This window comes from Streptomyces exfoliatus, assembly GCF_000725545.1.
Classification (GTDB): Bacteria; Actinomycetota; Actinomycetes; order Streptomycetales; family Streptomycetaceae; genus Streptomyces; species Streptomyces exfoliatus.
In genome coordinates this window covers 31,505-52,459 of sequence record NZ_JNZP01000006.1, presented here as the reverse complement: position 1 = coordinate 52,459, position 20,955 = coordinate 31,505, and the positions used below count along the sequence as shown (strand labels likewise).

Annotated in this window: 15 protein-coding genes; 9 read left to right on the top strand and 6 right to left on the bottom strand. The window is 72.8% G+C overall.

The window, feature by feature from the left end; all coding sequences use genetic code 11:
* Positions 1-37 precede the first annotated feature (37 nt).
* The gene (locus tag IO20_RS0109170) at positions 38-1,939 is read left to right on the top strand and encodes a serine/threonine-protein kinase (protein ID WP_030550647.1); all 1,902 of its coding nucleotides are present in this window, start codon (positions 38-40) and stop codon (positions 1,937-1,939) included.
* Positions 1,940-1,949: 10 nt separating this feature from the next.
* Here the strand turns inward: IO20_RS0109170 and IO20_RS0109165 are convergent, their stop codons facing one another.
* Complete coding sequence (locus IO20_RS0109165) at positions 1,950-2,765, bottom strand: pentapeptide repeat-containing protein (protein WP_342668743.1); 816 nt, start codon at positions 2,763-2,765, stop codon at positions 1,950-1,952.
* Positions 2,766-2,868: 103 nt separating this feature from the next.
* Here IO20_RS0109165 and IO20_RS0109160 point away from each other — a divergent pair, with 103 nt between their 5' ends.
* A complete protein-coding gene (locus tag IO20_RS0109160; RefSeq protein ID WP_030550643.1) occupies positions 2,869-4,389 on the top strand; it encodes an alpha/beta fold hydrolase in 1,521 nt (506 codons plus the stop codon).
* Here the strand turns inward: IO20_RS0109160 and IO20_RS0109155 are convergent.
* Entirely contained in the window at positions 4,386-6,023 is a 1,638-nt protein-coding gene (locus IO20_RS0109155; protein WP_030550641.1) for an acyl-CoA synthetase, read from the bottom strand. The two genes, IO20_RS0109160 and IO20_RS0109155, sit on opposite strands and share 4 nt — an antisense overlap.
* Positions 6,024-6,207: 184 nt before the next feature.
* On the opposite strand from IO20_RS0109155, the gene IO20_RS0109150 reads away from it, so the two are divergent.
* The 6 genes from IO20_RS0109150 to IO20_RS0109125 all read left to right on the top strand — a co-directional run bounded on the left by IO20_RS0109150 (position 6,208) and on the right by IO20_RS0109125 (position 11,399).
* Complete coding sequence (locus IO20_RS0109150; protein WP_030550639.1) at positions 6,208-7,008, top strand: crotonase/enoyl-CoA hydratase family protein; 801 nt, start codon at positions 6,208-6,210, stop codon at positions 7,006-7,008.
* Positions 7,009-7,167: 159 nt separating this feature from the next.
* Positions 7,168-8,136 (top strand): Zn-ribbon domain-containing OB-fold protein, encoded by a 969-nt coding sequence (locus IO20_RS0109145; RefSeq protein ID WP_030550637.1) that lies wholly within the window; start codon positions 7,168-7,170, stop codon positions 8,134-8,136.
* Positions 8,133-9,200 carry a thiolase domain-containing protein gene (locus IO20_RS0109140; protein WP_030205689.1) on the top strand — a complete coding sequence of 356 codons (1,068 nt, stop codon included), beginning with the start codon at positions 8,133-8,135 and terminating at the stop codon, positions 9,198-9,200. The genes IO20_RS0109145 and IO20_RS0109140 overlap by 4 nt, the downstream gene beginning before the upstream one ends.
* Positions 9,201-9,204: 4 nt before the next feature.
* On the top strand, positions 9,205-10,374 hold the full coding sequence (locus IO20_RS0109135) for a thiolase domain-containing protein (RefSeq protein ID WP_037635009.1): 1,170 nt from the start codon (positions 9,205-9,207) through the stop codon (positions 10,372-10,374).
* Between the two features lie 141 nt (positions 10,375-10,515).
* Positions 10,516-11,016 carry a hypothetical protein gene (locus IO20_RS0109130; RefSeq protein ID WP_030550633.1) on the top strand — a complete coding sequence of 167 codons (501 nt, stop codon included), beginning with the start codon at positions 10,516-10,518 and terminating at the stop codon, positions 11,014-11,016.
* 17 nt (positions 11,017-11,033) lie between these two features.
* Positions 11,034-11,399, top strand: a complete 366-nt coding sequence (locus IO20_RS0109125) for an RNA-binding S4 domain-containing protein (protein ID WP_030550630.1) — start codon at positions 11,034-11,036, stop codon at positions 11,397-11,399.
* Positions 11,400-11,454: 55 nt separating this feature from the next.
* Here IO20_RS0109125 and IO20_RS0109120 read toward each other — a convergent pair whose 3' ends face one another.
* The 3 genes from IO20_RS0109120 to IO20_RS0109110 all read right to left on the bottom strand — a co-directional run bounded on the left by IO20_RS0109120 (position 11,455) and on the right by IO20_RS0109110 (position 17,251).
* Positions 11,455-13,653: a terpene synthase family protein gene (locus IO20_RS0109120; protein ID WP_030550628.1), complete on the bottom strand. Its 2,199-nt coding sequence runs from the start codon at positions 13,651-13,653 to the stop codon at positions 11,455-11,457.
* Between the two features lie 159 nt (positions 13,654-13,812).
* A complete protein-coding gene (locus IO20_RS0109115) occupies positions 13,813-15,741 on the bottom strand; it encodes an N-acetylmuramoyl-L-alanine amidase (RefSeq protein WP_030550626.1) in 1,929 nt (642 codons plus the stop codon).
* Positions 15,742-16,123: 382 nt separating this feature from the next.
* A complete protein-coding gene (locus IO20_RS0109110) occupies positions 16,124-17,251 on the bottom strand; it encodes an aminoglycoside phosphotransferase family protein (protein WP_030550624.1) in 1,128 nt (375 codons plus the stop codon).
* A gap of 234 nt (positions 17,252-17,485) precedes the next feature.
* On the opposite strand from IO20_RS0109110, the gene IO20_RS0109105 reads away from it, so the two are divergent.
* A complete protein-coding gene (locus IO20_RS0109105) occupies positions 17,486-18,979 on the top strand; it encodes a DNA-binding protein NsdB (RefSeq protein WP_030550621.1) in 1,494 nt (497 codons plus the stop codon).
* A gap of 121 nt (positions 18,980-19,100) precedes the next feature.
* Here the strand turns inward: IO20_RS0109105 and IO20_RS0109100 are convergent, their stop codons facing one another.
* Entirely contained in the window at positions 19,101-20,573 is a 1,473-nt protein-coding gene (locus IO20_RS0109100) for a PP2C family protein-serine/threonine phosphatase (protein ID WP_030550619.1), read from the bottom strand.
* Between the last annotated feature and the right edge of the window lie 382 nt (positions 20,574-20,955).

The following is a 20,955-nucleotide window of genomic DNA, read 5'->3' as shown; positions in this document are numbered from 1 at the left end:
GGCAACAGCAGAGGTCAGCGTGGGGAGACATGAGTTGATGAGTGGTCAGCAGTCGGGTCGGGGCGGCACGGGCGAGATCTTCCGAACGCTCGCGGCGGACGACCCCACCACGGTCGCGGGATACCGGCTGGCCGCGAAGCTGGGAGCCGGCGGCATGGGCAAGGTGTACCTCTCGTACACGCCCGGCGGCCGGCCCGTGGCGATCAAACTGATCCGCCCCGAGTTCGGCGAGGACGCCGAGTTCCGCCGCCGCTTCGCCCAGGAGGTGCGCTCCGCGCAGCGCGTGCAGGGACTCTTCACCGCGCCCGTCATCGACGCCGACCCGGAGGGCGCCCAGCCCTGGCTGGCCACCGCCTACGTGCCCGGACCCTCGCTCGCCGACGCGGTCGTCGCGCACGGAGCGCTGCCCGTGGAGACGGTGCTGCTGCTCGTCGCCGGCATGGCCGAGGCCCTGCACGTCATCCACGGCGCCGGGATCGTCCACCGCGACCTCAAGCCGTCCAACGTGCTGCTCGCCTCCGACGGGCCCCGCGTCATCGACTTCGGCATCGCCCACGCCGCCGACGCGACCTCGCTCACCGGCAGCGGCGTCACCATCGGCACCCCGTCGTTCATGGCTCCCGAGCAGGCCGCCGGGCGCAAGGTGACCCCGGCCACGGACATCTTCGCGCTCGGCCAGGTCGCGGCGTACGCGGCGACCGGTGTCCCGGCGTTCGGCGAGGGAACCTCGCACGGCGTGCTGTACCGGATCGTGCACGAGGAGCCCGACCTCACCGCGGTGCCGGAGCGGCTGAGCGAGCTGGTCACCCGGTGCCTCGCGAAGGACCCCGAGGCGCGGCCGACGCTCGCCGAGGTCATCCGGCTGTGCCAGGAGGCGAACGCGGCGACGGTGCTCCGACGGCCCGAGGACTGGCTGCCGGGCGCGGTCTCCGCCGAGATCACGGCGCGGGCGGCCGCCCCCGCGCCCGCGCAGACACCGCCGCCGCCGACGACCGCGCCCACGGCCGGCCACCCGCCCACCGCGCTGTCGGGCCCGCCCGCCCCCGCGGCCGGTTACGCGCCCACCGCTCCCGGCGCGGCCTACGCGCCCACCGCTCCGGCCACCCCGGCCCCGCCGACCGCCCCGCCCGGTGCGTACGGGCCTCCCGCAGGTCAGCAGCCGCCCCCGCAGGCCGGACCGTACGGCCCGCCCCCGCAGCACGGGGCGCCGGTCCACGCGGGGCCGGTTCACGGAGGGCCGGTCCACGCCTACCCGCCCGTGCAGGGGCCCGCCCCCACCCCGTACCCGTACCCCGGCGGCCCGGGCCGGCAGCAGCCCGCGGCCTCACAGGGCAGGGGCGGGCGGGCGATCCTCGTCGCCGTCGCCGCCGTGCTCGCCTTCGGCCTCGTGGGCGGTCTGACGGCCTACTCCCTGCTGAAGGACAAGGGGCAGGAGACCACGTCGAACGGCGACAACGCGAACGGCGGCAAGCAGAACGGCGGAGGAGGAGGCACCACGCCGACCACCGGCGGCACCGCCCCCAGTACGAAGCCCTCGGCCGGCACCGACCCCAAGCCCGCCGACTACAAGGGCATCAACCTCACCGCCGGCTACCACCTGACCCTCGGGGACGAGAGCGTACGACCGCAGGACGGCGAGGACGGCGGCTACGAACTCTCCTACGACACCGGCGGCTACCTCGACGCCGAGAGCGCCGGCGGCAGCCTGGTGCTCCTCGACCCGGGGCAGCAGGGCTCCCTCGCCGTGTGCCGGGCGGAGACCCGGTTCACCCAGGAGGTCTACGTGAACAAGCTGGCCACGGGCCGGCAGGTCTGCGTCACGACCGGCAGCGGCCACCTGGGCCTCGTCACCGTCAGGGGCATCTCCCCGGAGGACTCGCCCAGCACGTATCTGACGCTCGACGTGACGGTCTGGCGCAACGCGGCGACCTCCTCCTGACAGGAGACCGTCAGGACGCCCAGTGCGCGGGGCGCTCGAAACCCTCCGGGAGGCGGGTGGCGGCGTCCCCGCGCGCCGCGTTCAGCTGGGGCTGCGTCAGGAACAGGGCCCCCGTGAGGTCGGCCCCCGACAGATCGGCGTCCCGCAGGTCGGCGCCGATCAGATCGGCCAGGGACAGGTCCGCGCCCGTGAGGTCGGCGGCGATGAGGAGCGCGCCGCGCAGGTCCGCGCCGCGCAGCTTCGCCCCGCGCAGCCGCTTGCCGACCAGGTCGGCTCCGCGCCGGCTCTTCGGCTTCCCGCCGGCCGTGGCGCGGACCAGCTCGCTCGTCCGCAGCAGCAGCCGGTTCACGTCGGCGCGCACCTCGGGGACACGCAGCTGCTCCAGCGCGTCCGCCGAACCCCGGGTGAACTCCTCGACCCGGGCGAGCGTCAGCCGCAGCTCGGGGTGGACCGGCCGGGCCGCGGGCCGGTCCAGCGCCTCCGTGAGGTACCGCAGCAGCTCGTGCAGCTGGCGCATCACGTAGAACACGTCGAACATCCGGCTCGCGGTCTCCGGCGCCTCGCGCCAGGACACCCCGCCGAAGGTCACCTGCGAGACCTGCTGGCCGGCGCCGAAGCAGTCGTACACCGTGCAGCCCTGGAAACCGATGGTCCGCAGCCGGGTGTGGACACCGCAGCGGAAGTCTTCCTGGAGGTTCCGGCAGGGCTCGCCCGGGGCCTTGTTCACGGCGAAGTCGGCCGACTTCGCGAAGGGCAGCGCCACACAGCACAGGCCGAAGCAGTTCGCGCAGTCGCCGCGCAGCGCGGTTTGCCGGGTCTCGGGCACGATGGAACGGTTCCTTCGCTGATCGGGGACGGTCCGCCCACCGTATCGCGCTCCCGGACAAACCGATTGCGAAGATCGTCCCGAGCCGGTGAGGATCGGCGGCATGCCGAAATTCACGACGTACGACGGGACCGAACTCGCCTACCGCATCCACGGGGAGGGAGAACCTCTGGTGTGCCTGGCGGGCGGGCCGATGCGCGACGCCGCCTACTTCGGCGACCTCGGCGGACTCGCCGCCCACCGGACCCTGATCCTGCTCGACGCCCGCGGCACCGGGGCGAGTGCCGAGCCCGCTGACCCGGGCACCTACCGCTGCGACCGGCAGGTCGGCGACGTCGAGGCCCTCCGCGCCCACCTCGGTCTCGAACGGATCGACCTCCTCGGCCACTCCGCCGCCGGGAACCTGGCCACCCTGTACGCCGCCGCGTACCCCGAGCGGATCCGCTCCCTCGTCCTCGTCACCTCCGCGGGCCGCGCGGTCGGCGTCGAGACCACCGACGAGGAGTGGGACAAGGCCGTCGAGGTCTTCGCGGACCGGCCCTGGTACCCGGAGGCCAGGGCCGCGCTCGACACGATCGGCCCGGACACCCCGCTCCCGCACGTCCTGGAGATCGTCGCGCCCTTCGGCTACGGCCGATGGGACGAAGCCGCCCAGGAGCACGCCGCGGCGGCGCAGGGGCAGGTGCGCTGGGAGGCCGCCTCCGCCTACCACGGCGAGGGCGCGTACGACCCGGAGCCGACCCGCCGCGCGCTCACCGCGCTCACCGCGCCGGTCCTCGTCCTGGCGGGGGAGTACGACGCGGGTCCCACCCCCGCCAAGGCGGCCGAGGCCGCCGCGTACTTCCCGCACGCCGAGTTGGTCGTCCTGCCCGGTGCCGGACACTTCCCCTGGGTGGACGACGCGGAAGCCTTCGTCCGCCCCGTCGTCGCCTTCCTCGACCCGGAGGTCCGTACGGTCACGGTGGACGGCGTGCGCCTCGCCTATCGGGTACGGGGCTCCCAGGACGCCCCGCCCGTCGTCCTGGTCCACGGGCGCGGCGAGAACAGCACCACCTGGGCCCACATCGCGGAGGACCTCGCCACCGACCACCGGGTGTACGCGGTCGACCTGCGCGGCCACGGCCTCAGCGACCGGCCCGGGCACTACGGCTTCGACGTCTTCCGCGACGAACTCGGCGGCTTCCTCAAGGCCCTCGGCCTCACCGGCGCCACGGTCGTCGCCCACTCCATGGGCGCCGGGGCCGCCTGCCTGCTCGCCCAGCGGGAGCCCGACCTGATCGGCCGGCTGGTCCTGGAGGAGCCCCCGGCCTTCGTCCCCCTCGACCCGCCGCGCCCGTCGGCCCAGCGCCCCGAGGGTCCGCTCGGCTTCGACTGGGAGATCGTCCCGTCCACCGACGCCCAGCTGAACGCCCCCGACCCCGCCTGGCGCGGGGACCTCCCCGCGATCACGGCCCCCACCCTCGTCCTCGCGGGCGGCCCGTCCAGTCACGTCCCCCAGGACCACCTGTCCTCACTGGCCGCGCACATCCCCGACGCCCGCCTCGCCGGCATCGAGGCGGGGCATCTCCTCCACACGGACCGGCCCGGCGCGTTCCTCGCGGCGGTGCGGGAGTTCGGGCTCTAGGCCCCGGTACGGCCTTCCGTGTCCGCGTCCACCGCCACCGAGCGGGCCCAGCGGTAGTCCGCCTTGCCGCTGGGGGAGCGTTGGATGCGGTCGGTCAGGACCAGCTGGCGGGGGACCTTGTACCCGGCCAGGCGGGGGCGGCAGTGGGTCTGGAGGGACTCCAGGTCCAGCGGCGGGGCGTCGGCGCGCAGCTGGACGACCGCGGCGACGTGGTTGCCCCAGCGGGCGTCGGGCACTCCGGCCACCAGCGCGTCGTACACGTCGGGGTGCGACTTCAGGGCCTGCTCGACCTCCTCCGGGTAGACCTTCTCGCCGCCCGTGTTGATGCACTGGGAGCCGCGCCCGAGGACGGTGACGACGCCCTCCCCGTCGACGGTGGCCATGTCCCCGAGGAGCACCCACCGCACCCCGTCCCGCTCGAAGAAGGTCTCGGCCGTCTTGGCGGGGTCGTTGTAGTAGCCGAGCGGCACGTGGCCCCGCTGGGCGAGCCGGCCGACCTCGCCGGGGGCGACCGGGGCACGGGTCGCCGGATCGACCACCTGGGTGCGTTCGTTGACGTGCAGCCGGAAGCCCTTGGCGGGGCCGGAGTCGTCGGTCGCCCGGCCGTTGGAACCGGACTCGGTGGAACCGAAGTTGTTGAGGAGCAGGACGTTCGGCATCAGCTCCTGGAGCTGGGACCGGACGGTGTCGGACATGATCGCGCCGGACGAGGAGAGGCTGAAGAGGGCGGAGAGGTCCGTGCCCTTGAGCGGTCCGCGCAGCGCGTCCACCAGGGGGCGCAGCATCGCGTCGCCGACCAGGGAGATGCTGGAGACCTTCTCCTTCTCCAGGGTGCGCAGGACTTCATCGGGGACGTACTTGCGGTGCAGGACGACTCGCTGGCCGTAGTGGAAGGCGATGAACGCGGTCAGTGTGGAGGTGCCGTGCATGAGGGGCGGCGCGGGGAAGAACGTGAGGCCCGCACCGCCCGCCGCGACCCGCTCGGACAGTTCCTCGGGCCGTTTTACCGGTTCGCCCGAGGGATCGCCCCCGAAGAGCCCCGCGAAGAACAGGTCCTCCTGGCGCCACAGGACGCCCTTGGGCATCCCGGTGGTGCCGCCGGTGTAGATGATGAAGAGGTCGTCGGCCGAGCGGGGCCCGAAGCCCCGCTCCGGTGAGCCGGACGCCTCCGCCTCGGCGTACGGCACGCAGTCGAGCGGCCCCGCCCCCTCGGGCGGCTTTCCGACCCGTACGAGGTGCCGCAGCTTCTCCGTCTGGGGCAGCGCCGCCGCGACCCGGTCGGTGAACTCGGCGTCGAAGACGAGTGCGGCCAGGTCGGCGTCCCGGTAGAGGTAGACCAACTCCTCCTCGACGTAGCGGTAGTTCACGTTCACCGGCACGATCCGCGCCTTGAGGCAGGCGAGGACGGTCTGCAGGTACTCGACCCCGTTGTAGAGGTGCAGCCCGAGGTGCTCGCCGGGCCGGATCCCCGCGTCCGTGAGGTGGTGGGCGATCCGGTTGGCGGCGGCGTCCAGCTGGGCGTAGGTGAGCCGTCGTTCCGCGCCCGTGCCGGGATGGTCGACGTACACCAGCGCCTCGCGGTCGGGAACCACGTCGACGACCGATTCGAACAGGTCGGCAAGGTTGTACTCCACCGTTCCTCCTGACCCCGGTTCGCGCTGACTCGTACGGGTGCTCAGTGACTCGGCGGTCATTAGAGCGCCGACCGGCGACGGGGGGAAGGGGGTGCGCAGAAGAATCTGACTGAGTGTCAGAAAACCCTTGAACTGGATCCCGCACTCCTGCAACCTGTTCCAGAACTGGAGACGGGAGACCCCCATGGGTGGCACCGAACACCTCGACGTGCGGCGCGAAGGCGCCACGCTCGTCCTCACCTTGAACCGGCCCGAGGCCAAGAACGCCCTCTCGCTGCCGATGCTCGTCGGCCTCTACGACGGCTGGCTGGAGGCCGACGCCGACGACGGCGTCCGCTCGGTCGTCCTGACCGGCGCGGGCGGCTCCTTCTGCGCCGGCATGGACCTCAAGGCCCTGGCCGGAAAGGGCATGGAGGGCGAGGAGCACCGGGGCCGGCTGAAGGCCGACCCCGACCTGCACTGGAAGGCGATGCTGCGCCACCACCGCCCCCGCAAACCCGTCATCGCCGCCGTCGAGGGGTACTGCGTCGCCGGCGGCACCGAGATCCTCCAGGGCACCGACATCAGGGTCGCGGCCGCCTCCGCCACCTTCGGCCTCTTCGAGGTCCGGCGCGGCCTCTTCCCCATCGGCGGCTCCACCGTCCGGCTGCCCCGCCAGATCGCCCGCACCCACGCCCTCGAAATGCTGCTCACCGGCCGCCCGTACACCGCCGAGGAAGCCGCCCGCATCGGCCTCGTCGGACGGGTCGTCCCCGACGGCACCGCCTTGGACACCGCCCTCGACATCGCCGAGCGGATCAACGCGTGCGGGCCGCTGGCTGTCGAGGCGGTGAAGGCGTCCGTCTACGAGACGGCGGAGATGACGGAGACGGAGGGCCTCGCGGCCGAACTGAAGCGGGGCTGGCCGATCTTCGACACGGCGGACGCGAAGGAGGGCGCGCGGGCGTTCGCGGAGAAGCGGGCGGCGGTGTACCGGCGGGAGTGACCTTTCCCCACCCCACCCCGCCCCTTCCCGAATCCGTGGGCCCTGCCCCCGGACTCCCGCGCCTCGAACGCGGAAGGGGCGGGGTGGGGAAGTGGCCCCGCGCAGCGGCCCCCCATCCGAACCCACACCCACCGCCCGCCGACCAAGGAGCCGCACCTCATGACGCCACCCCCCGAGACCCTCTCCGCCCCCCTCGTCGTCGAGTTCCCCTTCACCCGCTCCCTCGGCCCCGTCCAGTCCGCGTTCCTCACCGGACTGCGCGAGCGGACCGTGCTCGGCGTCCGCACCCAGGCGGGCGAGGTGCTCGTCCCGCCCGTCGAGTACGACCCCGCCACCGCCGCCGAGCTCCGCGACCTCGTCGAGGTCGGCGCCACCGGCACCGTCACCACCTGGGCCTGGAACCCCGAGCCCCGCCGCGGCCAGCCCCTGACGACGCCCTTCGCCTGGGTCCTCGTCCGCCTCGACGGCGCCGACACCGCCCTCCTGCACGCCCTCGACGCACCCGGCCCCGAAGCCGTCCGCACCGGACTGCGGGTCCGGATCCGCTGGGCCACCGAACGGTCCGGCGCCATCACGGACATCGCCTGCTTCGAGCCGTACGACAGCGATGCCGGCGACAACGGCCCCGGGCCCGAACCCACCCCCCACACCGCCGCGTTCGAGAACGCCGTCACCGGCATCGTCGCCCCCGCCCGCCTCGACTACACCTACAGCCCCGGCCGCGCCCAGACCCGCTACCTGCACGCGCTTGCCGAGCGCCGCACCGTCGGCGAACGCTGCCCGTCCTGCGCCAAGGTGTACGTCCCGCCCCGTGGCGCCTGCCCCACCTGCGGCGTCGCGACCACCGACCAGGTCGAGGTCGGCCCCCGGGGCACCGTCACCACCTTCTGCATCGTCAACATCAAGGCCCGCAACGCCGAGATCGAGGTCCCGTACGTCTACGCCCACATCGCCCTCGACGGCGCGGGACTCGCCCTCCACGGCCGCATCGCCGGCATTCCCTACGACCAGGTCCGGATGGGCCTGCGCGTCGAGCCCGTGTGGAGCGAGGACGGCCGCTACCCCGACCACTACCGGCCCGCCGGCGAACCCGACGCCGACTACGACACCTACAAGGAGCTGCTGTGACGCCGCACCGGCCCGGCCGCGAGGTGGCGATCGTCGCCTTCGCCCAGAGTGATCACCGCCGACGCACCGACGACCTCTCCGAGGTCGAGATGGTCATGCCCGTCCTCCACGAGGTGCTCCGGCAGACCGGGCTCAGGACCTCCGACATCGGCTTCACCTGTTCGGGTTCCTCCGACTACCTCGCCGGCCGTGCCTTCTCCTTCACCATGGCCCTCGACGGCGTCGGTGCCTGGCCCCCGATCTCCGAGTCGCACGTCGAGACCGACGGCGCCTGGGCGCTGTACGAGGCCTGGGTGAAGCTCCTCACGGGCGAGGCCGACACCGCCCTCGTCTACGCCTACGGCAAGTCCTCGCCGGGCTCCGTCCGCGACGTCCTCACCCGCCAGCTCGACCCCTACTACCTCGCCCCGCTCTGGCCGGACTCCGTCGCCCTCGCCGCCCTCCAGGCACAGGCGCTCGTCGACGCGGGCGACACCGACGAACCCGCCCTCGCCGCCATCGCCGGCCGGAGCCGCGCCGACGCGGCGGCGAACCCGCACGCCCAGCTGCCCGGCGCCCGCCCCCAGGGCGAGTACGTGGTGCGGCCGCTCCGCACCGGCGACTGCCCGCCCATCGGCGACGGGGCCGCCGCCGTGATCCTCGCCGCGGGGGACCGGGCCCGCGAGCTGTGCGCCAGGCCCGCCTGGATCCGGGGCATGGACCACCGGATCGAGGCCCACTCGCTCGGCGTCCGCGACCTCACCGACTCGCCCTCCACCCGGCTCGCCGCCGAACGCGCCGGAGCCTTCGAGAGGCCCGTCGACACCGCCGAACTCCACGCGCCCTTCACCTCCCAGGAAGTCGTCCTCGCCAAGGCCCTCGGCCTCGACGACACCGTCCGGATCAATCCCTCCGGCGGCGCCCTCGCCGCCAACCCCGTCATGGCCGCGGGTCTCATCCGGCTCGGTGAGGCCGCCGCCCGCGTCCACCGCGGCGACTCCGACCGCGCCCTCGCGCATGCCACCTCGGGACCCTGCCTGCAGCAGAACCTCGTCGCCGTCCTGGAAGGGGAGAACCGTGCCTGAGGCTGTGACATCGAAAGAGCGCGTAGCCGTCGTCGGCATCGGCCAGACCAAGCACGTGGCCGCCCGCCGGGACGTGTCGATCGCCGGACTCGTCCGCGAGGCCGCCGTCCGCGCCCTCGCGGACGCCGAGCTGACCTGGGCGGACATCGACGCCGTCGTCATCGGCAAGGCCCCGGACTTCTTCGAGGGCGTGATGATGCCGGAGCTGTATCTCGCCGACGCGCTCGGCGCCGTCGGCAAGCCCATGCTCCGGGTGCACACGGCGGGCTCGGTCGGCGGCTCCACCGCGCTCGTCGCCGCCAACCTGGTCGCCGCCCGTGTCCACCGGACGGTCCTCACCCTCGCCTTCGAGAAGCAGTCCGAGTCCAACGCCATGTGGGGCCTCTCCCTGCCCGTCCCCTTCCAGCAGCCGCTGCTCGCCGGCGCCGGAGGATTCTTCGCGCCGCACGTCCGGGCCTACATGCGCCGCACCGGCGCCCCGGACACCATCGGTTCCCTCGTCGCGTACAAGGACCGGCGCAACGCGCTCCTGAACCCGTACGCCCACCTCCACGAGCACGACCTCACCTTGGAGAAGGTGCAGGCCTCCCCGATGCTGTGGGACCCGATCCGCTACTCCGAGACCTGCCCGTCCTCCGACGGCGCCTGCGCGATGATCCTCACCGACCGTACCGGCGCGGCCCGTTCGCCGCGTCCGCCCGCCTGGGTGCACGGCGGGGCGATGCGCAGCGAACCCACCCTCTTCGCGGGCAAGGACTTCGTCTCGCCGCAGGCGGGCCGGGACTGCGCCGCCGACGTCTACCGGCAGGCCGGCGTCACCGATCCCCGGCGGGAGATCGACGCCGTCGAGATGTACGTGCCGTTCTCCTGGTACGAGCCGATGTGGTTGGAGAACCTCGGCTTCGCCGAGGAGGGCGAGGGCTGGAAGCTCACCGAGGCCGGGGTGACCGAAATCGACGGGGACCTGCCCGTGAACCCCTCCGGCGGGGTGCTCTCCACCAACCCCATCGGAGCCTCCGGCATGATCCGCTTCGCCGAGGCCGCCCTCCAGGTACGCGGTGAGGCGGGCGAGCACCAGGTCGACGGCGCACGCCGGGCCCTCGGGCACGCCTACGGAGGCGGCGCGCAGTTCTTCTCCATGTGGCTCGTGGGGGACACCCCGCCCACGTCCTGAGCCGGATCCCGGGCGGCGGAGACCCGGTCACGTACGGTGAGATCGATCGATATGCGCTCACTCAGGGTAAGCCTTCCGGCCGTCGCCGTCCGGAGTCGCCCGGCGCTCGCATCGTGCGCCGGGACACGTACCATTGGCCGTATGTCCTTCCTCCGCCGCCGTAGCGCCGCCACACCCGCGGGCCCGGACTTCGACGTCCTGGCCATGGACCCGGGCGACTGGCCCGGCAATCTCGGCGCCGGTCTGCTGCCCGCCCCCGACGGCTCCTGCCAGGGCGTCTTCCTCCGCTACGACCTGTTCGGCGGCCGGGGACCCGCGATGATCATCGGCAACCTGCCGGTGGGATCCCCGGCGCGCGAGCTCGCGGACGCCCAGATCCCCTTCGAGGTGGCCCAGCTCCTCGCCGCCCTCGAGAACGACGAGCCGGTCGAGGTCCTCGACACCGAGGACATGCCCGTGATGCAGGGTGACAACCTCCTCATCGTCCGTCGCCTCAAGCTCTCCGAGAGCCGCATCTCCTGCGTCCAGTTCGACCGCAGCGACAACGTCCTGGTGACGATCGCCAGTTGGGACCGGCCGATCACCGACGACCTGTACGCGCTGCTCAAGCCGCTGCCCGCCGAGCTGTTCCAGCAGGGCTGACGGGGGAGCGGGGGCCGATGAGCGCACGCGTCGACAGCTGGGTCTGGGCGGTCCGCCTCACCAAGACCCGGTCCCAGGCCGCCGCGGCCTGCCGGGCCGGACACGTCAAGGTCAACGGCGAGCGGGCCAAGCCCGCCCAACCGGTGAAGCCCGGTGACGAGATCCGGGTCTTCCACGGCGGCCGCGAGCGGATCGTCGAGGTCAAGGTGCTCCACACCAAGCGGGTGGGCCCGCCGGTCGCCGTCGAGGCGTACGTGGACAACAGCCCGCCCCCGCCGCCGCGCGAGGAGGTGGCCGTCGCCGCCGTACGTGACCGGGGCGCGGGCCGCCCGACCAAGCGCGACCGCCGCGAACTCGACGAACTGCGCGGCCGCCGCGCCTGACGCGAGCCGTGACGAGGCCGCCTCCGGGAGACTTCCGGAAGCGGCCTCCCGCGTGTCAGCGCGCCGCGGAGCCGATCAGCGAGGCCACCCGCGCCGCCGAGGTCCCGATCCCGGTCGGCCCCCGGCCGACCAACGGGGTGCCGCTGCCCTCGTGGACGTCCTCGGCGCGGTAACGCCGCACGCTCCGGTGCCAGTTGAGGATCCCGGCGAGCCAGTCCTCCAGCTCTCGCAGATACGCCTCGAAGGCCTCCCTGCCCTTCTGGTCGAGTCCGAAGTCCGCGTGGAGCAGGGGAACTTCGTTCTTCTTGAGGTGCTCGTACTGGCGCAGCCTGCCCCGCATCAGGTCGTCGACCATCGACACCGCCGTCGGGTAGTCGCAGTCGAAGAACTTCTGCAGCACCAGCACGCCGTTGTGCACCTCGCCCTCGACCTCGATCTCCTTCTGGTACGAGAAGAGGTCGTTGAGGAGCGTCGCGTAGTCGGAGACCGAGTGCTCGAGGGCGCGGACCGTGCCCGTCGCGTAGATCTCGGGCGGCAGCGCCTCCGTGTGCCGCAGTCGGCACAGCAACATCGTCAGCTCGGAGCCGAAGGTGGTGCGGCGCATCTCGATGTAGTCCACCGGGTCGGGCACCCGGTGCTGCGCCTGGTTGTGCAGCTCCCACAGCCAGCTGTCCAGCATGGCGTCGAGGGCCGTCCTGAGCTGGGACCGTGCCTCAGGGCCCATCGGGCCCGACGTGCGGGCCCAGAGGTCGGCCAGCGACACCTCCATGGGATGGACGGCGTGCGTCCGCCCGGCCCCCGGATCGTCCACCGGCATACAGGACTTGAGCCGCTCCGTGAACCGCTTCGCACCGGCCAGGTCGCGCGGCCGGCCGAAGACGAGGGGGTAGTAGTCGTCCCCGTACGTCCCCCAGGTGAGCCACTCGGCGCTGAGCTCCAGCTCCTCCAGGGTGGCGTCCGGGTCGAGTCCCGCCGAGCACAGCGCGAGGTCGAAGCCGTCCATCATCGGACGGTCCCAGATGTCGTCGAGGAGCCCCATCCGCTCGGCCCAGTCCTCGGAGAGCCGCTTCGCTTCCCGGTGGTGCGGGCTGAGCGTCAGCGGGTACGGCAGGTCGAACTCCGGCAGCAGAGAGGGCCCTACCCGCTCGTGCGGCACGTGCGTGAGCGTGCGCAGCCGGGAGGCCGCGGGCCGGCCGAAGAGGGTGCGGATGTCGAGGGCGGAGGTTCCGATGACCCCGTCCAGCCGCGAGGGGCCCGCGACCATGCCCTCGTTCATGTACCGGCTGGAGCGCATGTGCCACTCGTGACCGCCGGACTGCCAGTCCTGCAGGCCCTTCGCGTACGCCGCCACGGCCGCGCACTCCGCCGGGCTCAGGCCCTTCTCGGCGGCGAGCAGCGGCACCTCGGTCAGGGCCGTGTTCTCGAACTGCTGGAGCCGTGAGGTCAGCAGGTCGTTGACGGCGTTCGCGGCCTCCTGGGTCGTACAGCCGAGGAAGCGCTCCAGGACCAGGACGCCGTTGCTGTTCTCGCCCTCGTCCTCCACCTCGCGCTGGTACGAGAAGAGGTCGTTGCGCAGGTGGACGGCGTCGGAGAAGGCGTCCCTGAGCACCCGCAGCGGCCGCGAGTAGGCGACCTGGGCCGGCACCTCCGCTCCCGCCGCGTACTCGACGAGACCGGCCGACCAGGGCGCCCCGCCCACCTTGCGGCGCATCTCGATGTACTCGACGGGGTTGGCGACACGCCCCTCGTTGATGTTGTCGAGCTCCCAGAGCGACTCGTAGAGCAGGTGCTCCGTCGCCTCCGCGAACCGCACCCGCCAGCCCTCCGACATCGAGGGGACGGTCCGCCGCCAGAGGTCGGCGAGGCCCGCCTCGACGGGGTTGACGGGCTCGGGCATGCCCGCCGCCGGGTCCGCCGGCATGAACAGCGGCAGCCGGTCCAGGTACGTCTTGCCGCCCGCCCGGTCCTGGGTCCGCTTGAACACCTCGAGGAAGTGGTCGTCGAAGAAGAAGACCCAGGTGTACCAGTCCGTGACGAGGTTCAGGGCGTCCTCGTCGCAGTCGGGATGCGTGTACGCGCAGAGCAGCGCGTAGTCGTGGGAGTCGAGGTCGTGCTGCTCCCAGACTCCCGAGCCCTCCAGCATCCCCATCTCCCGCGCCCAGTCACGGGTGTGCGTGCGGGCGGCTTCCACATGGGGATTGAGCCGCGCCGGATACGGAACATAGAAATCCGGCATAACGAAGGGCTGAGGCATGTGCGGAGGGGCCTTCCGGTGAGCGTGCGCTGTGTCCGGCCCACCTTTACCCGTCGCCCGTACGGCGCACGCGATCTCCTGAATAGTCCTATGAACGCCGAAGGGGTGGTGCCGGACAGGTGATTCGGCACCACCCCGCATCTTTCGGCCACCCCACCGTCAGGACGGGGAAACCTGCACGTCAGCGGCCTTCACGAACGCCACCCGATGGCCGAACTGAATCTGGTAGTACTCCTCCTGGCCGCGAACGACCCGATGACCGCTGCTGTCGAACACCGGCGCGAAGTAGTACTCGCCCGGGGTCCGGTCGCCCACCACGTACCGCTGACCGGCGAGCAGCCGGTACGACAGCGGCGACACCGCCTGCACCGGAACACCCGCCGGGTACGCCGAGGCCTCCGGGTAGGCCCGCCCGTACACCGGCACCGACGCCAGTCCCTCCCGGGGAGTCAGCACGAGACCCCGCGCGTTCACCGCGGTCGGCTCCTTCACCGGATTGTGGAACCACGCCCGCTGCCCGAGGTACCAGATCGCCGTCCAGTCACCCCGGCGCTCCGCCACCGCGTAGCTCTGCCCCGTCGAGGCCCGCGCCCCGGTGTCGTTGACCCCGGTGGTCGAGTCCTGCCCGCCCGGCCGCAGACCGATGTCCTTCACCAGGGGCGCGTCGGCGCTCGGCGCGGTGTGCAGGCGCACCGCCCCGCTGCCGTGCGGCGCGCACACGACGCCCGCCGTCGTACAGCCCGTGTAGACCGGTCGGTGCGCGCCGTAGTCGGGCCGGATCGTCACCACGCCCGCGTCGGGACCCGCGCTCGGGGTGATGGGACGGCCGAGGAGCCGGAAGTAGTGCGCCCAGTCCCAGTACGGCCCCGGGTCCGTGTGCATGCCCCTGATGTTGGCCGTGACCGTACCCGGCACGTTGTCGTGCCCCAGGACGTGCTGCCGGTCGAGGGGGACGTCGTACCGGGCCGCGAGGTACCGCACGAGCCGGGCCGACGTCCGGTACATGGCCTCCGTGTACCAGGAGTCCGGCGAGGTGAGGAAGCCCTCGTGCTCCAACCCCACCGACTTGGCGTTCACGAACCAGTTGCCCGCGTGCCAGGCCACGTCCTTCAGCGGCACGTGCTGGGCGATGTGTCCGTCGGAGGAGCGCAGCGAGTACTGCCAGGACACGTACGTCGGATCCCGCACCAGGTCGAGCGTGGTCTTCCAGTCGGCCTCGGTGTCGTGGACCACGATGTAGTCGATCGACTGGGCGGAGGGCCTGTTCGCCTTGTCGTGGTTGCCGTAGTCGCCGTCGCCGAACTCCTCGTACGGCGCCGGCATCCACTCGCAGGCCACCGTGGGCGGACACTCCACGGGACCGGCGGCGGGCCGGCGCAGCCCGAGGGCCGCCACCTGCTCCGTGACCGGTGCCACCGCGGGGTCGGCCGCGAGCGTCACCCGCTGCCCGCTGTCCGTCGTCCGGGACTCGCCACCGCGGATCACGTCGAACACGTCGTTCGCGTACGTCGCCGCCGTGGCCGAGTCGTCGGCGCCCGAATACCGCGCCACCGCCCCGTACCAGTCCGCCGGGTCGGCGCTCGCCGGAAGGCCCGCCTCCCGCTGCGCCGCGGCGAGCAGCGCCGCCCCGCCCTCGATGTTCGCCGCCGTGCCGGTCCGCAGCTCCTCGGCCGGGATCCCGGACACCTCGGCGGCCCGCTCCAGGGTCCGCAGCCGCGCGGGCAGCGACCCCGCCGCCGGGACCTGTGCCTCGGCGCCGGAACGTTCCGGGCGCTCCGGGCGCGAGGAGTCGCCGCGCGGGTCCTCCGTACGCTCCGAGTGGTGCGGGGCGGCGCCGGCGAGGGCCGTCACCGCGTCGGTCAGATGCATCGGCCCGTAGCCGCCGGTCACGCTCGGCGCACCGCCGTGGCCGTCCCAGCGCGATTGCAGGTACGAGACGGCGAGCAGCACGCTCTCGGGCACGCCGTGACGCGCGGCCGCCCGCGCGAACTGCGCCTGGAGCGACCCCGCGTCGGGCACCCCGGCGCCGGCGGGCGGGGCGGCGGAGAGAAGGGGCAGCAGCAGGGCGGCGGACGCGACGGCGCCCACCGACTTCGGTAGCCGACGCGAGGTCGTACGTCCGGGGGACGCGGAACGGAGCAAGGCAGCCTCCAGGGGCGGGGGTGACACCGGGGCGTGCGGGACCGAACCCGTACAGGGGTATCGGCTCCCGGACGATCCGTCAATCACCACCGCGCGCACAGAAGTTCCCACGTCAGAGTGGGAACGGAGGCCATCCGGCGGAGTTTCGCCGAGACGGGTCCCAGGCCTGGGACGCGTCAGTGGAGTGGACCATTGGTCAGGGTCCGGACCGCATCGGACCGGTGACGTACATGCGGTGAGGCCGGGGGAAACCGGTGCGCCGCGTCCCGGTGTGTCGGCACCGGGCGCACGGCCCACCCTCCCCCGTGTCGCCGGTCGGGTCCGCCCTTCAGCGTGTCCCGACCGCCGCGCGCACGGCCCGCCGTGCCATGGCGCAGTCGTCGTGCAGCCGCCTCAGGAGCAGCCGCTGTTCCTCACCGGGAGCGAGCGCCCCCGTGGGTACCTGCACGGTTCCGGCCGGCGGCGCCTCCTTCATGGTGCGCTGCACCGCCGTCTCGTAGGTACGGATCTCCCGCGTCAGCACGATCATCAGGTTCACCAGGAAGGCGTCGCGGGACGCCGGCCCCGCCTGCTGGGCGAGCTGACTGATCTGGCGCCGGGCCAGCGGTGCGTCGGCGAGTACGGCCCACAGCGTCGCCAGGTCGTAGCCCGGCAGGTACCAGCCCGCGTGCTCCCAGTCGACGAGCACCGGTCCCGCGGGGGAGAGGAGGATGTTGGAGAGCAGGGCGTCTCCGTGACAGAACTGGCCCATGCCCTGACGGCCACCGGCCTGCGCCAGACCGTGCAGCAGCTTCTGCAGGTCGTCCCTGTCCCGGTCGGTGAAGAGCCCGAGCTCGTGGTAGCGCGCGATCCGCGTTCCGTAGTCCAGCGGGGCGTCGAAGGTGCCGGCCGGTGGCCGCCAGGCGTTGAGCCGGGCCACCGCGCCGAGCGCGGCCCGCACGTCGGCGCGAGGCGGCGCCTCGACGGGGTGGCGCGAGAGCGCCGCCGCCCGTCCGGGCATCCGCTCGATCACGAGCGTGCAGTTCTCCGGGTCCGCGGCGATCAGCCGCGGCGCCCGCACCGGCGGACGGTGCCGGACGAAGGAGCGGTAGGAAGCTATCTCGTGCCGGAACCGCTCGACCCACGCGGGGGAGTGGTCCAGTAAACACTTCGCGACCGCAGTGGTCCGCCCGGTCGTCCCGACGATCAGTACGGAACGCCCGCTGCGCCGCAGCACCTGCACCGGGTTGAACTCCGGGCAGACGCGGTGGACCGAGGCGATCGCCATCTTCAGCTGCGCCCCCTGGGGGCCGGACAGGTCGATTCTCCCGCTGATCGGCTGGGTTCCGGTGCCTCCCGTCCAACGCCTGGGCCTGACGGCCTGGGGGGCGGGAGCGAGGTACGGCCCGGCACCGGCCTGGACGATGCGGTGCTGCGGCCGGGGCGGGGCGGACACGGAGGACGATGCTGTGTACATGGAGGTGACAGATCCCTTCGTGCGCCGATGAGTTGCGTGCGTCGCCCCGCCCGCCCCCGGGTCCGCACCCTGGGGAATGAGGGCCGGTCGGCGGGGCGGGGTGGCGCGTTCCTACCTGACACCCGGGCGCGGGTGGCGGAACATCGGGCGCACCCTGGCGAACCCTGGCGAATAGTCGCCAGCCCTATGACACGGGGTTACTGTCAACTCAGCCGAGAACCTGGGGGCTTAGACGTGACCGGACAAACCAACACCCGCCTGGCAGACCTGTTCGGCCTGGCCGGCTGGTCCAAGGGCGAACTCGCGAGACTCGTCAACCGGCAGGCGGCGGCCATGGGCCACCCCCAGCTGGCGACCGACACCTCGCGGGTGCGGCGCTGGATCGACCGGGGTGAGACCCCGCGCGATCCCGTCCCCCGGGTGCTGGCAGCACTGTTCACCGAGCGACTCGGCCGTGTCGTGACCATCGAGGACCTCGGGTTCGTACGACACGGGCGCGCCGGAACGCGGCAGGACGTCAGGAAGACGGAGAACCCTGACGGGCTGCCCTGGGCACCCGATCGTACGGCGGCGGTCCTCACCGAATTCACGGGAATGGACCTCATGCTCAACCGACGCGGCCTGGTGGGCGCGGGTGCCGCGCTTGCCGCCGGCTCCGTACTCAGCAACGCCATGAACGACTGGCTGCAGACCGACCCCGCCCGCCCGGGCACCGCCCCACGGGCCACCGACCCCCTTCACGCCGACCCCGCCGGGTTCGACCGCTACGAGGCCGCCCCCATCGGGTCCCAGGAGATCGAGGCCCTGGAGCACTCGGTGGAGGTGTTCCGCCGCTGGGACGCCTCCCGGGGCGGCGGTCTCCAGCGGAAGGCCGTGGTGGGCCAGCTCAACGAAGTGGGCGGCATGCTCGCCTACCGCCACGCCGACCACCTCCAGCGACGCCTGTGGGGCGTCGCCGCCAACCTGGCCGTCCTGGCCGGCTGGATGTCGCACGACGTGGGCCTCGAACCCACGGCGCAGAAGTACTTCGTGATCGCCGCCCACGCGGCCCGCGAGGGCGGCGACCGGCCGCGGGCCGGCGAGGCGCTGTCCCGTGCCGCCCGGCAGATGGTGCACCTGGGCAGGCCCGACGACGCCCTCGACCTCATGAAGCTGGCCGTGGACGGTTCGGGCGAGCGGGTGCTGCCCCGGACCCAGGCCATGTTCCACACCATCGAGGCCTGGGCGCAGGCCTCGATGGGCCGAGGGCAGGCCATGCGCCGCACCCTCGGCGAGGCGGAGGAGATGTTCGTGTCCGACCGGCGCGACGAGGAGACGCCGAGCTGGATGCAGAACTTCGACGAGGCCGACATGCACGGCATGCAGGCCCTCGCCTACCGCACGCTCGCCGATCACGACCCGACGGCGGCGGTTCCCGCCCAGCGCCACGCCAGGCTGGCGCTCGAACTGCGGCGTGACGGCCACGAACGCTCGAAGCTCTTCGACCACATCTCGCTCGCCTCGGCCTGCTTCATCGCCGACGACCCGGAGCAGGCCGACCGGTACGCCCGGCTGGCCCTGATGTCCATGGGGGCGACCTCGTCCCACCGGACCTGGGACCGCCTGCGGGAGATGTACCGGCTCACCGGGCAGTACGCCGGCTACACGAAGATCGAGCACCTGCGCGAGGAGATCGAGCTGGCCCTTCCCGGGTCCCCGGTCAACCGGCCGAGGACGGGGCAGGCCTGAAAGGGCCCCGACTCAGGGGCCCGTGGGGAGGTCCGCAGGTGTACGTCAGTCGATCGGCGAGCCGCCGTGACGAGCTGACGGCCGCCCGGTAGCCGTCAACTGTCCTTCCCGCACGAGCGGTTCAGTGCCCGACCCGGACGACCATCACGCAGGCGTCGTCCTCGCGGAGTTCCTCGCCGAACTCCTCGATCACCGCGCGCACACCGTCGTGGGCGTCCCGCGCTCCGGCGAGCCGCTGACCGAGGGCGAGCAGTCGTCGCGTACCCGCGTCGTCGCCCGTGCCGCTGCCCCGGGTCAGCCCGTCGGTGTGCAGGACGAGCACGTCGCCGGGGAGCAGTCGGGTCTCGGTCTCGCCGTACTCGGCACCGGTCGTCGCCCCGAGGAGGACCCCCTCGGGCCGCCGCAGGACGTGCCCCCTCCCGTCGCGGAACAGCAACGGGGCGGGGTGGCCGGCCTGCGCCCAGGTCAGTGTCTGGGCGACCGGGTCGTAACGGCAGCACATCGCGCTTCCGAGCGCGGGTTGGACGGAGGTGTCCAGGAGCTGGTTCAGATGACCCATCAGCGCGGCGGGGCGGATCCCGGCGAAGGCCATGCCGCGCAGCGCGCCGAGGAGCATGGCCATCGAGGAGGTCGCGGCGACCCCGTGACCGGTCAGATCACCGACGGTGAGCAGCGCGTCCCCGTCGGGCAGCGCCAGCGCGTCGTACCAGTCGCCGCCGATGAGGCCGGTGCTGGCCGCAGGGAGGTAGTGGGCGGCCACGTCCAGCGGGGCGGGGCCGTCGTGGGCGAAGCGGAGCGAGCCGCGCCACGGCGGGAGCACCGCCTCCTGGAGCTCGACGGCGACCCGTCGCTCGGTCTGCTCGACGCGGCGGCTGTGCTCCAGGTTGTCCAGGCTCTCCCGGACGGCCCGCTGACTGCGCCGCAGCTCGCTGACGTCCCGGAGGACGGCCCACATGGAGGCGGTGCAGCCGTCGGCGTCGAGGACGGGCTCGCCCGTCATGTGCACCGTGCGGACCCGTCCGTCGGTCCGCACGATCCGGAACTCGCCGTCGATCGGCTTCCCGTCGATCAGGCAGTCCGTCACCATGGCCTGGAGGAGCGGCTGGTCCTCGGCGAAGACCATCGTGGGCATCTCGTCCAGCGACATCGGGCCGGCCTCGCGCGTACGTCCGAAGATCTGGAACAGCTCTTCGGACCAGCTGACCTCGTCGGTGAGCAGGTTCCACTCGGCGCTGCCGACGCGGGAGAGCAGCGAGCCGGTGGGGGCCGGGGGGACCTCGCCGTACGCGGTGCCGGGGTCGGTCGCGAGGGCGGAGCCGAGGACGGCTTCGTGGCCGGCCGGATCCGGGGCCGTCTCGTCCGGGACGCCTGCGCGAAGCTGACCCAAGTGGGCGCCCAGGTCGTCGAGTTGGTGGACCGCGAGGTCGCAGAGGGCGCGCTGCCAGCGCTGCTGGGGGTCGTCGTCGTCCATCACGGCGTCCTGGCGCACGGCGACGAGTTCGCCGCGCAGGCGACGGGTCTGCGAGATCAGCGCGTCCACCGCGCCCGGCTCCGGCTGCTGGGCGGGGCGATCCGCGAACAGGGGGGACGGCATGTCGTACTCCGATACAGGCGCGGCACGGCCAGGCCCGGGTGTGAAAGGGAGGCCCGGACACGACTGTTGCACAGCCCGAGACGGGCCGTAAGGGATTTGGCAACACTCGATCCGGTGGTGCTTCTGGCATATGCCAAAGGCCCAGCGATGAGCGGGCGGGGCACAACGCGTTACGGTGCCGGTGTGGTGAACGAGGACGGAATCGGCACGGTGGGCACACGCACGACGGTCACGGGCGGGGCGGGTACGAGAACGGGGACGGGTCCGGCTGGAGCAGGTCGGACGGCGGTAACGGGCGTGGCGCATGTGGTGGTTGAGGCGTCGGATGCGGGTCTGTCGGGTAGCCGGCCGGGCGTCACGGACGCGGGTGTGAGGGGCGTGA

Excerpts from the sequence above, each read along its gene's own strand:
- IO20_RS0109170 (WP_030550647.1), top strand. The coding sequence starts at position 38 with ATGAGTGGTCAGCAGTCGGGTCGGGGCGGCACGGGCGAGATCTTCCGA.
- IO20_RS0109160 (WP_030550643.1), top strand. The coding sequence starts at position 2,869 with ATGCCGAAATTCACGACGTACGACGGGACCGAACTCGCCTACCGCATC.
- IO20_RS0109150 (WP_030550639.1), top strand. The coding sequence starts at position 6,208 with ATGGGTGGCACCGAACACCTCGACGTGCGGCGCGAAGGCGCCACGCTC.
- IO20_RS0109145 (WP_030550637.1), top strand. The coding sequence starts at position 7,168 with ATGACGCCACCCCCCGAGACCCTCTCCGCCCCCCTCGTCGTCGAGTTC.
- IO20_RS0109130 (WP_030550633.1), top strand. The coding sequence starts at position 10,516 with ATGTCCTTCCTCCGCCGCCGTAGCGCCGCCACACCCGCGGGCCCGGAC.
- IO20_RS0109125 (WP_030550630.1), top strand. The coding sequence starts at position 11,034 with ATGAGCGCACGCGTCGACAGCTGGGTCTGGGCGGTCCGCCTCACCAAG.
- IO20_RS0109120 (WP_030550628.1), bottom strand. The coding sequence starts at position 13,653 with ATGCCTCAGCCCTTCGTTATGCCGGATTTCTATGTTCCGTATCCGGCG.
- IO20_RS0109110 (WP_030550624.1), bottom strand. The coding sequence starts at position 17,251 with ATGTACACAGCATCGTCCTCCGTGTCCGCCCCGCCCCGGCCGCAGCAC.
- IO20_RS0109100 (WP_030550619.1), bottom strand. The coding sequence starts at position 20,573 with ATGCCGTCCCCCCTGTTCGCGGATCGCCCCGCCCAGCAGCCGGAGCCG.